Below are 12,947 nucleotides of genomic sequence, written 5' to 3' on the forward strand. Positions count from 1 at the left end.
TGGAAGCTTCCTAGTCCCCGCGGGTTCCGAACAGGATGTCATCCCAGCTCGGGATGCTGGAGCGCTTTGGCCTTGACGGCTGGCGCTCGGCCGCCGCCGCATCTGAAGGTTCTTCATCCTTCTGGCCGGAAGGGGTTGGCCTCGGCTCTTCGCGTTCCCGCCGGGGAGCTCCGCCAAGCAGTTCGTCCAGGCCTGCCCGCGGTGCTGTTGCTTCCCGGGCCGTGGATTCGTCGTGGCCGGTCTGGGCATCATTGTCGGTCCGGGCGTCGTTGTCGTTCCTGCCGCGCAGCACGGTCACGGGGCGCAGCGGACCTGGGATCACCGTGATCTCCCGCGTATCCGTGCTCACGCCATCGTGAAGATGGAGGGAGTCGTTTTCCTCGTCGTCGTGCTTCGGGGCCAGGCTTAGCCGCGAGAGCATGGACGCACGCGCATCACGGCGGCTGGCGGCGGGTTCGGATTCCACCTGCTCGTCGGTGTCCGTGTCGGCTGACTCTTTGTCAGCTGTTTCCGTGTCCCCGGGTCCGTCTTCGATGTCGCCGTGCCGCGGATGCGCAGCCGGAACGCCGCTGCTGAGCAGCAGCGCCAAAGCGTCGTCGCTGTCCTCGTCAAGTCCCAGCCTCTGTCCGCGACGTGAGCGCAGCATGTCGAGGAGCCCGTCGGCTTCCCTGGTGGCAGCGGCAGCGGCCACACGGGCGGCGGTCCCGGCGTCGGCCTCGAAGTCAAAGGGCCGGTCGGAGACGGCCGCGAGTCGCCGTGCCGGTACTGGGCCGTCGAGGGGTTCCAGTTCGCTCAGCTGCTGGGCCCAGCGGTTGGCGTTCTGGATTGATTTGCGGGCGGGATGGAACGTCCACATCGCGGGTGGCTCTTCGCCGATGGTCTCCAGGCTGCCCGGCTTGGTTTCGAAGCGTGCGACGACGGTCCACGAGCCATCCGTCCGACGCCAGGAGTCCCATTCCACCGCAGAGGAATCGATCCCGTGGGCCGTGAGCCGGTGTGCGACCATCTCTCCCAGGCTTGCAGGTTCGTCGCCGAACGCCGCGCGGTAGGCGTCCTGGCCGGGGGCCGGGGCGGCGACTTCGACTTTGCGGGCTTGCTGGGCGATGTACTCGCGCTCGGCAAGCACAGGCCCCTCATACCGCTGCACGTTGGCGAGCGGCAGCCCTGAGAGCTCCGCCACCTCCGCGGCCGTAGCGCCGCTGCGGATACGTGACTGAATGTCACGGGGGGACATGGCGACGGGCGTGATCGAGGCACGTGCGGCCACCTGGGCAGGTGTCCGGCTCGCTGCAACGCGCAACGCCTCATCAATCGGAAGCTGGAACATCTCGCCGCCGGTACCGCTCAACAGGAGATGTCCGCCGTCGTCGTGGACGCCAACCAGCCGTAGATCCCGCATAAAATCCTCCACCATGGCCTATCTGACATTCGAAACTCTGCCACCCGGTAGGGCCTTTTCCTACTAGGACAAAGGGCGCGCCGCGATATTCCGCGATTTTCCGGCATTCGCTTGCGTGGGCGATCGTTGCCGGGGGTATGGACATTCGAGTCTGCCGGGAGGACAATCTGCCCGATATCGGGCACAAAAATGCGGCCTGCTGCGTTACATCCTTAGACCGGAGCAGGTTCTGGTCGACAGGACCGCAAGCCCTGCGTGGAGCACAAGGGAGAACGAAGAAGGGACCATGGCAACGGACTACGATGCCCCTCGGAAGACGGAAGAAGACACCGAGGACTCGATCGAGGAACTCAAGTCGCATCGCACCGAGAAACAGTCATCATCGGCTGTTGACATCGATGAGACTGATTTGGCCGATGCCTACGAGCTCCCCGGGGCGGACTTGTCTGGCGAAGAGCTGCTGGTCCGCGTCCTGCCTCCGCAGGCGGACGAATTTACTTGCTTCAATTGCTTCCTGGTCAAACACCGCTCCCAGATTGCGCGGGAGAAAGACGGGCATTTGTACTGCAAGGAATGCGAAAGCTAGCCTCGGGAGGCCTGCTCGGACAGCGCTGCCAGCAGTTCGTCGGGGCGGCGCGTTGACGTCAGCCAGTACGGAGTGCGGTCCGCCGGGTCGGTGATTTCAATGCGAACCACGGGATCAATCCAGCCGCGGAGGCACAGGAACGCCAGCCCGTGGAGCCGGGTACCGCGCTCCGCGGTGGCTTCGTCCTTGCGATAGGCGGTGACTGCGCCGACAAATTCGCGCTGGATAGTGGCACGTCCTACTTGGACAGTGTCCTGGTCCACCACAATCGCAGGAGTGGACAACACCAGCATGGTGGTCATGACCGCGAAGAGGACCAGCGCGGCGATAATGCCCGCGGTAATGCTGATCGGCGCGAACATCAGGATGCCCGCGGCGGACAAGCCGACCACGACAATCCAGATCCAAAGGGAGGGCCAGAGCTTTTCCGTAAACAGGACGCCCGTTCCACTCGAGGAATGGTGCGGCACGGGTACGGAAGCAGTCGATTCAGGCATACCACCAGCTTATCGGGACTGTGGCCCCTGGAATTAACCCGCCTGATGCCCTGCGACTGCAACGGTGGCAGTACCCCGCGGACGATAGAATATGTGACTGTGAGCCACGAAACAGCAGTAGCCAACCCCGCAGACACCTTCGCCGAATACGGTGCGCCGACCCTTCAGGTCCAACTGAAAATGCTCGACGCCGGTTTGGAAGCGCCGTCGTACGCCCACCCCGGTGATGCCGGTGCGGACTTGCGGGCCCGCGCGGACGTATCACTCGCCCCGGGAGAGCGGAAGCTCGTTCCTACGGGCGTCTCAATCGCGTTGCCAAACGGCTTTGTCGCCTTGATACACCCGCGGTCAGGGCTGGCCACCAAGCACGGACTCACTGTGGTGAACGCTCCCGGGACGGTTGATGCCGGCTACCGAGGTGAAATTTCCGTGACGCTTTTGAATACGGACAAAAACCAGGCAATCGAACTCAAGCGCGGCGATAGAATTGCTCAAATGGTGATCCAGCGCGTCGAGTACGCGCAGTTCGTTTCCGTGGAGGAGTTGTCCGACACCTCGCGCGGCACCGGCGGCTTTGGATCCACCGGAGGCTTCGCGCCGGCCGTGAGCTAGCAACAACCCCCGACAATCTGCACCGTACAGAGCTGATTGCCATGCTGCCCGCGAGTTGACGGGCAGTCTGCGGTTTACTGGGGGGTAGACCACTACTAAGGAGACAACCCGATGCTTTTTGGGCGCGGAAAGAAGTCCAAGGCCGAGCAGCCGAAAGACAACGGTACTGAGCAGGCCGATGCCGCGACGACGCGGCAGGACGCGGGCACGGTAACCACCGGAGCCGCCAAGGGCGACTTCCGTCTATCCAAGGGGCCGTTGGATGCCAGCGAAATCGATAGCCAAGATGGCTACGTGGACCTTGGCGCCCTGCTGATCGAACCTTCCGAGGGCCTTCAACTGCGCCTTGAGGTAGAAGAGGCAACCCAGCGGGTAGTAGCGGTCACCATGGACCTCGATGGCTCGAGCCTCCAGCTCCAGGCGTTTGCCGCTCCACGTTCCGAAGGGCTGTGGGACGAGATCCGCGAACAAATCGGCCAGTCCGTAGCCAGCCAGGGAGGCGAAGTCGAGGAAATCGTCGGCACCTTCGGCACGGAACTCATCGCCAAACTTCCTACCGAATCCGCCGACGGCGGACGTGGCTTCCGGGCTGCCCGGTTCATGGGCGTGGATGGACCCCGTTGGTTCCTCCGCGGCGTCATCGGCGGCCAGGCGGCTTTGGACAGGGACGCGGCCGAAGGACTTGAGAACCTCTTCCGCAAGGTTGTGGTCATTCGCGGAGACAACCCCATGCCGCCCCGCGAGTTGCTTCAGCTGAAGCTCCCCAAGGACGCCGTAGCCCCCGGGCAGCACGGAGCTCCCCAAGAAACGCCGGAGCTTCAGCGGCCCGAACGCGGCCCGGAGATCACCCAGATTGGCTGACAAAGCGGCCCAAGCCGCTGCCGCCCAGGGCGGCCCGGCGCCCCTGCCCCTTACTGAGCTCCCCATCCGGGGACGGGTCGACTGCACGGGTTTCATCGAGTCGGTGACCTACCAGCCGGCCAACGAGCAAGCACACTTCTCGGCGATCGTCGTCGACCGGATTGCGCACAGGGGCGACACTGGTCCGTTGACCCGCTTGCGCGTCATCTGGCTCGGGCGCCGCAAAGTGCCAGGCATCGAACCCGGGACTGTCCTGCGGCTCGAAGGCATGGTTACCCAGCGGGACGGGATGCCCACCATGTTCAATCCGCGCTACGAAATCCTCTCCCGGCAGGAGCACCAATGACCGTCGCCAACGGATCCGACCCCCAGGAAAAGCCAATCCAGGAAAAGCCCGGCCCGGCAGGGGATTCCGGGCAGGGAACCCAGGGGCCGAGCATTGCGGACCTCGCCGCAGGCTATGCCGAAAAAGCCGGGCTCCAACGCAACAGCCACGGACACGTCGACATCCTCAAATCGGCCGGGGGTATCCAGGGGATCGCCGAGAGCATCGTGCCCGGCCTCGTCTTCCTGATCGCTTTCATGGTCACCCGCAACCTTCCGGCCTCCCTGATTGCCTCCCTCGCGGCGGCAGCCGTCTTCACCGTGGTCCGCCTGGTCCAACGGCGCCCGTTGACCCAGGCGCTTGCCGGGATCGCCGGCGTCGCCATCTCCGCTTGGCTGGCGAACACCACCGGCAAGGCCGAGGATTTCTATGTCCTGGGCTTCTATACGAATATCGCGTACATCGTGGGAATGGTGCTGTCGATCCTGCTCAAGTGGCCGATCGCCGGTCTGCTGTTCGGATTCGTCCGCAACGAAGGCTTCGAATGGCGGAAGAACCCGGAGCGCTTGCGGGCCTATGCCATCGGCACGTGGGTGGTCATTGGGGTACTGGCACTACGGCTTGTGGTCCAGGTGCCCTTGTATTTCATGGGCGACCCGGGCCTCGCCGCGCTCGCTACCATGAGGCTGATCATGGGCGCTCCGCTATACATCCTGGGTCTCTGGATTGCCTGGCTCCTGACCCGGCCGACGCCAGGCCAGAAGCCGAACAAGGATCCTCAGCCGTCGAAGCCGTCGTCGTCGGACTGATCCGCAAACTCTTCCTCGACCTCAACTGAGCCGTGGTCGGCCGCGGACGGGGACAACAAGGCCCTGAGCCCGTCTTCGGCGGCAATGGTCGTGACGAAGAACAGTTCGTCGCCGCCGTCGATCACGTCGTCGCGGCTCGGGGTGATGGGGGCATGGTCCCGCAGGATCGCCACCAGGGTGGCGTCTTCGGGCCATTCGGTGCCGCCAACGGTGCTGCCGATGATGTGCGAGTCGTGGGGAACCGTGAATTCCACGAGCGAGGACACGCCCGTCTGCAAGGTCAGCAAGCGGACGAGGTCACCGATTTCCACGGCTTCTTCCACGAGCGCCGTCATGAGCTGCGGAGTGTTGACAGCGACGTCGACGCCCCACGAATCGTTGAACATCCAGTCGTTCTTGGGATTGTTCACGCGGCCCACCGTGCGGCCCACGCCGAACTCGGTCTTGGCCAGCAAGGACACCACAAGGTTGACTTTGTCGTCGCCGGTCGCCGACACGACGACGTCGGCCCCTTCCAACTTCGCCTCCTGCAGCGTGCTCAATTCGCATGCATCGCCCACGAGCCAGCGGGCCCCACGGAGCCCGCTGCGCCCAATGACCTCCGGTTTGAGGTCGATCAGCATGATCTCGTGTTTGTGGGCGAGCAGTTCCCGCGCGATCGATGAACCGACGCTGCCTGCGCCGACAATAACGACTTTCACTCAGACTCCTTGGCAGGTGCGCTGGAAAGGATGCGCGCCACCTCGGCGCTGCGGTCCAGATTCAACATGGCGTGCACGGTGTCGCCCTCCTGGTACGCCGTTCCGGCCTGGGGCAGGACGCCCTCACCAAAGCGGGTGAGGAAAGCGATGCGGATTCCGGACGCTGCTTCGATGGCAGTCAACGGGTGCCCGATCCAGCCTTGGTCAAGGTCGACTTCGGACAAAACAAGCCGGCCGGAGGGTTCGCGGTAATCGCCTGCCAGGTGTTGTTCGGGCAGGATCCGGCGCAGGACCTGGTCCGCGCTCCAACGCACGGCGGCCACCGTGGGGATGCCCAGGCGCTGGTAGATTTCGGCGCGGCCGGGATCGTAGATGCGGGCTACAACATGCGAAACATGGAAAGTCTCACGGGCTACCCGGGTGGCGAGGATATTGGAGTTGTCACCGCTGGAGACGGCGGCGAAGGCGTACGCTTCCTCGCAACCTGCCTGCTTGAGGGTGTCCCGGTCAAAGCCGACGCCGGTGACTTTCCTGCCGGTGAATCCGCTGCGCAAGCGGCGGAAGGCACGGTCGTCCTGGTCGATGATTGCCACTGAATGGCCGGCGTCTTCCAAGGTGTGCGCCAACGTTGCGCCAACTCGTCCGCAACCCATGATCACAAAGTGAGCCACGGTTTCTCCTTCACTCTTATGCATGCCGCTCGGTAAGACTCTACCGGGGCAAGTCGCGGAAGCCAGTCCGCCGTCATGACATCGCGTTCGATTCAGAGTAGCTTTGCGGAGTGCTGACAATTCTCAACGCCGCGAAGCGGGTTTTGGTGGGGCGGCCGTTCCGGAACGACCGTCTGGCCCACACCCTGCTTCCCAAGCGCATTGCGCTGCCGATTTTCGCCTCGGACGCCCTGTCCTCCGTGGCGTACGCCCCTGACGAAATCCTGCTGACGCTGGCCCTCGCGGGTGTGAGTGCCGTGGCCATTTCGCCGCTCGTAGGCCTCGCGGTCATGGTGGTCTTGCTCACGGTAGTTGCCTCGTACCGGCAGAATGTCCACGCTTACCCTTCCGGTGGCGGAGACTACGAAATCGCCAACGTCAACCTGGGGAAGTTCGCGGGCCTGACCGTCGCCGCTGCCTTGTTGGTGGACTACGTCCTCACCGTCGCCGTGTCGATGTCCTCCGCAGCGGCGTACCTGACCACCGCGATCCCGTCGATGCATGGGCAGCAGGCGCTCATCGCCACTGTCGGCGTCGTCATCCTGGCCCTCGTGAACCTGCGCGGAATCAAGGAAGCGGGCAGTGTCTTCGCAGTTCCCACGTACATCTTCATGTTCTCCATCCTGGGCATGACGGCCGTCGGTATCTTCCAGGCGGCCACAGGCCAACTCGGCCAGGCTCCCTCGGCGGCCTTCACGATCGTCCCGCAAGAGGGATTCGACCAGGGACTCGTGGGCCTGGCCGGGGCGTTCCTGCTCCTGCGGGCCTTCTCCTCCGGCGCGGCCGCACTGACCGGCGTGGAGGCCATCAGCAACGGTGTGCCGAACTTCAAGAAGCCCAAGAGCAAGAACGCGGCCACCACTCTGTTGCTGCTCGGAGTCATCGCCTCGGCGATGCTCGCAGGCATCATCTACCTTGCCAACGCCACCAAGGTCCACATCGTGCTGGATCCTGCCAAAGAATTCCTCCTGCATGGCCAGCCGCTGCCGGACGACTACATCCAGAATCCGGCCATCAGCCAGATTGCGCAGACCATCTTTGGAGCAGGGTCCATCCCGTTCTATATCGTGGTCGCCGCCACGGGTGTCATCTTGGTCTTCGCATCCAACACGGCATTCAACGGATTTCCCGTCCTCGGCTCGATCCTCGCCCAGGACGGCTACCTTCCCCGCCAGCTCCGGACCCGCGGAGACCGCCTGGCCTTCAGCAACGGCGTCCTGGCCCTTGCGGCCGGGGCCCTGGTCCTCATCATTTCGTTCAACGCCGATGTCACCAAGCTCATCCAGCTGTACATCGTTGGCGTCTTCATTTCCTTCACGATGAGCCAGCTGGGCATGGTGCGGCACTGGGGCAGGGAACTCAAACTCGCGCAGGACAAGGCCGTCCGCCGCAGGATCGTGAAGTCCCGCACCATCAACATGCTCGGCTTCGCCATGACAGCGCTGGTGCTGACCATTGTGCTGATCACCAAGTTCGAACAAGGCGCCTGGATCGCCCTCCTGGCGATGTTCGTCCTGTTCCTCATCATGTGGAGCATCCGCGCCCATTACGACAATGTGGCGAAGGAACTGGCCGTTGACGAGGATTCGTCCCCGCGTGCGTTGCCTACCCGGGTCCACGCCGTGCTCCTGGTGTCCCATGTCCGCAAACCGGTGCTGCGGGCCCTCGCCTACGCCCGGGCGTCGAGGCCGTCGCGGCTGGACGCCATCATCGTCGACATCGACCACGAGGAAACGGCGCACACCGTCGAGGCCTGGGACAAACTGGACATTCCGGTCCCGTTGACCGTTTTGGCGAGCCCGTACCGCGAAACCGTCACGCCCATCCTGGACTACGTCAAGAACATGCGCCGCGATTCCCCGCGCGACCTGATCGTCGTATACATTCCGGAGTACGTTGTCGGCAAGTGGTGGGAACAGCTCGTCCACAACCAGACCGCATTGCGCATCAAGGCCCGGCTCCACTTTGAACCCGGCGTCATGGTGGCCAGCGTTCCATGGCAATTGAAGTCCTCCGAAGAAGCAAAGGCATTGCAGGATACCTAATGACCCACCCCAGCAACACCCAATCCAGCTCGCCGACGGCCCAGGACGGAGCTGCCACGGAGCTGGTGGTGGACGTCGGCCCCATCGCCCATGGCGGCCACTTTGTCGCACGGCACGAAGGCCGGGTCATTTTTGTCCGGCACGGCATCCCGGGGGAGAAGGTCCGGGTCCGGTTGACCGACGCGGGAGAGTCTTCCCGTTTCTGGCGCGCCGACGTCGTCGACGTCCTGGAAGCGTCCGACGACCGGACCCGCCATTTCTGGCCGCTCGCCGACTCGCTTGCGGCTTGGAGCAAGGGCGGTCCGCCCGTGGGCGGCGCCGAACTCGGGCACGTAACACTGGAACGGCAGCGCCTGCTTAAATCCGAAGTCCTCGCCGAGCAACTGAAGCGGCTCGCCGGCGTCGAACTCAATGTCGAGGTGGAGCCGGCGGACGCCGGTGACCCGGGCCCCGGCGGCGATACAGGCACCGGCGGCGATAAGGGGCTCGGATGGCGGACCCGTGCCAGCTTTGCCGTCACCCCCGAGGGCCGGCTGGGGATGCATGCCCACCGCTCCGACGTCGTCATTCCGGTCCACGAGATGCCCTTGGCACTGCCGGGCATCAACGAGTTGCGGCTTTGGGACATCGACCTGCGGGGGATATCGCGGGTGGAAGTGGCTGCGCCTGCCAATGGATCGCGTCCGCTCGTCCTTCTTGCACCGGAAGAAGGCACCGATGCCCGGCGCCTCAACCGGATCCTGGGCCAGCTCCCGCATGAGGTGTCAGTGGCATCCTTCGACCCCGTCCGCGGAGAAGTCCTGCAGCTGCGCGGCAGGACGTGGGTCCAGGAATCGGCCGCCGGTCACGAATACCGTGTGACGGGAGAAGGGTTCTGGCAGATCCACAAGGATGCGCCCGGGACCCTGGTGGGGGCGGTGACGGGATTCCTGCACGACGGCGGATACCTCCTTCCGGGATCGGCCGTGGCCGATCTTTACGCCGGAGCCGGATTGTTTACGGCGCCCTTGGCGGATGCGGTGGGGGTCACCGGTTCGGTACTGTCCGTCGAAGGATCGCCCGGGACCAGCAGGGATGCCCGCAAGAATCTGCACGGAGAGACCCAGGTGGAAATCGTCCAGGGCAGGGTGGAACGTGTCCTCCGGCAGCGCCCCCGGAGCTTCGACGCGTTGGTGATCGACCCGCCGCGGGCGGGTGCCGGCAAAGCCGTGGTCAGCCAGCTCATTGAGTCCGGGCCGCGGGCAATCGCCTATGTGTCGTGTGATCCGGCCTCTTTCGCGCGTGATCTGGGGTACTTCCGGAACGGCGGATGGCGGCTTGAATCCGTCCGGGCCTTTGACCTGTATCCGCACACGCATCATCTGGAGACCGTTGCGTTGCTGGTGCCCGCGGCATAGCCGACACTACGATGGTGGAGAAGTCCTACGTCGCGCTTCACTTCTCCACCGACCGGCACGGCGCTCAGATTAGGCTTGCCTAACTAGCTAGCGGTCAACCACGCGACAAAGATGAAAGCTGTTGCGAGAGGAGTCCTGCCATGAGCACTGTGGACAGCTTCGGTTCCAAAGGCGTACTGAATGTAGCCGGCACCGATTATGAAATTTTCCGGTTGAACTCCGTTGAGGGCGCAGACAGCCTTCCGTTCAGCCTTAAGGTATTGCTTGAAAACCTCCTGCGGACGGAAGATGGCGCCAATATCACGGCCGACCACGTCCGCGCCCTGGCCGGCTGGGATCCGAATGCCCAGCCAGACACCGAGATCCAGTTCACCCCGGCCCGAGTCATCATGCAGGACTTCACCGGGGTTCCCTGTGTGGTTGACCTTGCCACCATGCGCGAAGCCATCAAGGACCTCGGAGGCGACCCCAAGCGCGTCAACCCGCTGGCTCCTGCTGAGATGGTCATCGACCACTCCGTGCAGATCGACGCCTTCGGCAACTCCGGCGCCCTCGAGCGCAACATGGAGATCGAATACCAGCGCAACGGCGAGCGTTACCAGTTCCTGCGCTGGGGCCAGACTGCTTTCGACGACTTCAAGGTTGTTCCCCCGGGAACCGGCATCGTCCACCAGGTCAACATCGAATACCTGGCACGCACCGTCATGACCCGTGAAGTTGACGGCGTCCTCCGCGCCTACCCCGACACTTGCGTCGGCACGGACTCCCACACCACCATGGTCAACGGCTTGGGCGTGCTGGGCTGGGGCGTTGGCGGCATCGAAGCCGAGGCTGCCATGCTGGGCCAGCCGGTCTCCATGCTGATCCCGCGCGTTGTCGGTTTCAAGCTCACGGGCTCCATCCCGGCCGGCGCTACCGCAACCGACGTCGTCCTGACCATCACCGAGCAGCTGCGCAACCACGGTGTGGTCGGCAAGTTCGTGGAGTTCTACGGCGAAGGCGTTGCGGCCGTGCCGCTGGCCAACCGCGCCACCATCGGCAACATGAGCCCCGAGTTCGGTTCCACGGCAGCGATGTTCCCGATCGACGACGTCACGCTCGACTACTTGCGCCTCACCGGCCGCTCCGATCAGAACGTCGCCCTCGTCGAGGCGTACGCGAAGGAACAGGGCCTGTGGCACGACCCCTCGCACGAGATCAAGTTCTCCGAGTACCTCGAGCTCGACCTGTCCACGGTTGTTCCCTCCATCTCGGGCCCGAAGCGTCCCCAGGACCGCATCATCCTCACGGAGTCCAAGGCCCAGTTCCGCGAGGACCTGCGCAACTACGTGAAGGAAGACCTGGCCGACGGAAGCCTGGACGAAGCGATTGACGAGAGCTTCCCGGCCTCCGATTCGCCGTCGTTCACCGCCTCCGCGTCGCACTTGGCGGACGTAGCTCCGCACGCACACGGACCGAAGTCCAACGGTCGCCCGTCGAACAAGGTGGGCGTCACAACAGCTGACGGCCGCGAATTCGAACTGGACCACGGTGCCGTCTCGATCGCTTCGATCACGTCCTGCACCAACACCTCCAACCCCTCCGTGATGCTGGCTGCCGCGCTGCTCGCCCGCAACGCCGTGGACAAGGGCCTCGCCTCCAAGCCGTGGGTCAAGACTTCGGTCGCTCCCGGTTCCAAGGTTGTCACCGACTACTACGAGAAGTCCGGCCTGACTCCCTACCTGGAGAAGCTCGGCTTCTACATCGTGGGCTATGGCTGCGCAACCTGCATCGGCAACTCCGGACCGCTCGACGCCGAAATCTCCGAGGCCATCCAGGCCAACGACCTTTCCGTCACGGCTGTCCTCTCCGGCAACCGCAACTTCGAAGGCCGCATCAACCCGGACGTCAAGATGAACTACCTGGCCTCCCCGCCGCTGGTCATCGCCTACGCCCTGGCCGGAACCATGGACTTCGACTTCGACGCCGATCCCCTGGGCCAGGACCAGGACGGCAACGACGTCTTCTTGAAGGACATCTGGCCGAACCCCGTCGAGGTCCAGAAGGTCATCGATTCCTCGATCGACAAGGAAATGTTCGCCCGCGGCTACGAAGGCGTCTTCGACGGCGACGACCGCTGGAAGGCACTCGACACCCCGGCAGGCGACACCTTCGCTTGGGACGCCAAGTCCACGTACGTGCGGAAGCCCCCGTACTTCGAAGGCATGAAGGCGCAGCCGGAACCGGTAACCGACATCGCCGGAGCCCGCGTGCTGCTGAAGCTGGGCGACTCCGTCACCACGGACCACATCTCCCCGGCCGGCTCCTTCAAATCGGACACCCCGGCAGGCCAGTACCTTCTGGCCAATGGTGTGGAGCGCAAGGACTTCAACTCCTACGGTTCACGCCGTGGCAACCACGAGGTCATGATCCGCGGAACCTTCGCGAACATCCGCATCAAAAACCAGCTGCTCGCTGACTTCAACGACGGTGCGGGCGTCGAGGGTGGCTTCACCCGCGACTTCACCCAGGCGGACGGCCCCCAGGCCTACGTCTACGACGCTGCCCAGAACTACCAGGCAGCCGGCACCCCCCTGGTGGTCCTGGCCGGCAAGGAGTACGGCTCCGGCTCATCCCGTGACTGGGCTGCCAAGGGAACCGCGCTGCTGGGCGTCAAGGCTGTCATCGCCGAAAGCTACGAGCGCATCCACCGCTCCAACCTCATCGGCATGGGCGTCCTCCCGCTGCAGTACCCGGCCGGCGAATCCGCTGCGTCGCTGGGCCTGCTCGGCACGGAAACGTTCTCCGTCGAGGGCGTCACCGAGCTGAACAACGGCACGACGCCGAGGACGCTCAAGGTCAGCGCAACGGCAGAGGACGGCAGCACCAAGTCCTTTGACGCCGTGCTGCGCATCGATACCCCGGGCGAAGCGGACTACTACCGCAACGGCGGCATCCTGCAGTACGTTTTGCGCCAAATTTCGGCACACTAGCCGAAATTTGCTCAGGTTCCGCCTGAGCTGGAA

Annotated in this window: 12 protein-coding genes; 8 read left to right on the plus strand and 4 right to left on the minus strand. The window is 64.2% G+C overall.

What is annotated here, in order from left to right; genetic code table 11:
- Nucleotides 1–10: 10 nt before the first annotated feature.
- Entirely contained in the window at nucleotides 11–1,399 is a 1,389-nt protein-coding gene (gene sepH, locus AC1DJW_RS05255; RefSeq protein WP_476900873.1) for a septation protein SepH, read from the minus strand.
- A 286-nt stretch (nucleotides 1,400–1,685) separates the two neighbouring features.
- Between sepH and AC1DJW_RS05260 the strand changes: the two genes are divergently transcribed.
- Nucleotides 1,686–1,985, plus strand: a complete 300-nt coding sequence (locus AC1DJW_RS05260; RefSeq protein WP_078105507.1) for a DUF4193 domain-containing protein — start codon at nucleotides 1,686–1,688, stop codon at nucleotides 1,983–1,985.
- On the opposite strand, the gene AC1DJW_RS05265 is transcribed toward AC1DJW_RS05260, so the two are convergent.
- A complete protein-coding gene (locus AC1DJW_RS05265; protein WP_476900874.1) occupies nucleotides 1,982–2,482 on the minus strand; it encodes a DUF3093 domain-containing protein in 501 nt (166 codons plus the stop codon). The genes AC1DJW_RS05260 and AC1DJW_RS05265 overlap by 4 nt on opposite strands.
- A 99-nt stretch (nucleotides 2,483–2,581) precedes the next feature.
- Between AC1DJW_RS05265 and dut the strand changes: the two genes are divergently transcribed.
- From dut to AC1DJW_RS05285, 4 genes are all read left to right on the plus strand, one after another.
- On the plus strand, nucleotides 2,582–3,094 hold the full coding sequence (gene dut, locus AC1DJW_RS05270; protein ID WP_284752019.1) for a dUTP diphosphatase: 513 nt from the start codon (nucleotides 2,582–2,584) through the stop codon (nucleotides 3,092–3,094).
- Nucleotides 3,095–3,205: 111 nt separating this feature from the next.
- Nucleotides 3,206–3,955 (plus strand): DUF3710 domain-containing protein, encoded by a 750-nt coding sequence (locus tag AC1DJW_RS05275; RefSeq protein WP_284752020.1) that lies wholly within the window; start codon nucleotides 3,206–3,208, stop codon nucleotides 3,953–3,955.
- A complete protein-coding gene (locus AC1DJW_RS05280) occupies nucleotides 3,948–4,301 on the plus strand; it encodes a single stranded DNA-binding domain-containing protein (RefSeq protein WP_390282413.1) in 354 nt (117 codons plus the stop codon). The genes AC1DJW_RS05275 and AC1DJW_RS05280 overlap by 8 nt, the downstream gene beginning before the upstream one ends.
- Nucleotides 4,298–5,089: a DUF3159 domain-containing protein gene (locus AC1DJW_RS05285; RefSeq protein WP_476900875.1), complete on the plus strand. Its 792-nt coding sequence runs from the start codon at nucleotides 4,298–4,300 to the stop codon at nucleotides 5,087–5,089. Before AC1DJW_RS05280 ends, AC1DJW_RS05285 begins: the two co-directional genes overlap by 4 nt.
- Here AC1DJW_RS05285 and AC1DJW_RS05290 read toward each other — a convergent pair.
- Nucleotides 5,059–5,790 (minus strand): potassium channel family protein, encoded by a 732-nt coding sequence (locus AC1DJW_RS05290; RefSeq protein WP_284752023.1) that lies wholly within the window; start codon nucleotides 5,788–5,790, stop codon nucleotides 5,059–5,061. The genes AC1DJW_RS05285 and AC1DJW_RS05290 overlap by 31 nt on opposite strands.
- Nucleotides 5,787–6,461 carry a potassium channel family protein gene (locus tag AC1DJW_RS05295; protein WP_284752024.1) on the minus strand — a complete coding sequence of 225 codons (675 nt, stop codon included), beginning with the start codon at nucleotides 6,459–6,461 and terminating at the stop codon, nucleotides 5,787–5,789. The genes AC1DJW_RS05290 and AC1DJW_RS05295 overlap by 4 nt, the downstream gene beginning before the upstream one ends.
- A 110-nt stretch (nucleotides 6,462–6,571) precedes the next feature.
- Between AC1DJW_RS05295 and AC1DJW_RS05300 the strand changes: the two genes are divergently transcribed.
- The 3 genes from AC1DJW_RS05300 to AC1DJW_RS05310 all read left to right on the plus strand — a co-directional run bounded on the left by AC1DJW_RS05300 (nucleotide 6,572) and on the right by AC1DJW_RS05310 (nucleotide 12,914).
- Nucleotides 6,572–8,545 carry an APC family permease gene (locus AC1DJW_RS05300; protein ID WP_459341056.1) on the plus strand — a complete coding sequence of 658 codons (1,974 nt, stop codon included), beginning with the start codon at nucleotides 6,572–6,574 and terminating at the stop codon, nucleotides 8,543–8,545.
- Nucleotides 8,545–9,942: a class I SAM-dependent RNA methyltransferase gene (locus tag AC1DJW_RS05305; protein WP_476900876.1), complete on the plus strand. Its 1,398-nt coding sequence runs from the start codon at nucleotides 8,545–8,547 to the stop codon at nucleotides 9,940–9,942. The genes AC1DJW_RS05300 and AC1DJW_RS05305 overlap by 1 nt, the downstream gene beginning before the upstream one ends.
- Nucleotides 9,943–10,082: 140 nt before the next feature.
- Complete coding sequence (locus tag AC1DJW_RS05310; protein ID WP_476900877.1) at nucleotides 10,083–12,914, plus strand: aconitate hydratase; 2,832 nt, start codon at nucleotides 10,083–10,085, stop codon at nucleotides 12,912–12,914.
- Nucleotides 12,915–12,947 lie beyond the last annotated feature (33 nt).

It is taken from the genome of Arthrobacter sp. 05L417, assembly GCF_056397865.1.

Excerpts from the sequence above, each read along its gene's own strand:
- AC1DJW_RS05275 (WP_284752020.1), top strand. The coding sequence starts at position 3,206 with ATGCTTTTTGGGCGCGGAAAGAAGTCCAAGGCCGAGCAGCCGAAAGAC.
- AC1DJW_RS05265 (WP_476900874.1), bottom strand. The coding sequence starts at position 2,482 with ATGCCTGAATCGACTGCTTCCGTACCCGTGCCGCACCATTCCTCGAGT.
- sepH (WP_476900873.1), bottom strand. The coding sequence starts at position 1,399 with ATGCGGGATCTACGGCTGGTTGGCGTCCACGACGACGGCGGACATCTC.
- AC1DJW_RS05310 (WP_476900877.1), top strand. The coding sequence starts at position 10,083 with ATGAGCACTGTGGACAGCTTCGGTTCCAAAGGCGTACTGAATGTAGCC.
- AC1DJW_RS05260 (WP_078105507.1), top strand. The coding sequence starts at position 1,686 with ATGGCAACGGACTACGATGCCCCTCGGAAGACGGAAGAAGACACCGAG.
- AC1DJW_RS05285 (WP_476900875.1), top strand. The coding sequence starts at position 4,298 with ATGACCGTCGCCAACGGATCCGACCCCCAGGAAAAGCCAATCCAGGAA.
- AC1DJW_RS05305 (WP_476900876.1), top strand. The coding sequence starts at position 8,545 with ATGACCCACCCCAGCAACACCCAATCCAGCTCGCCGACGGCCCAGGAC.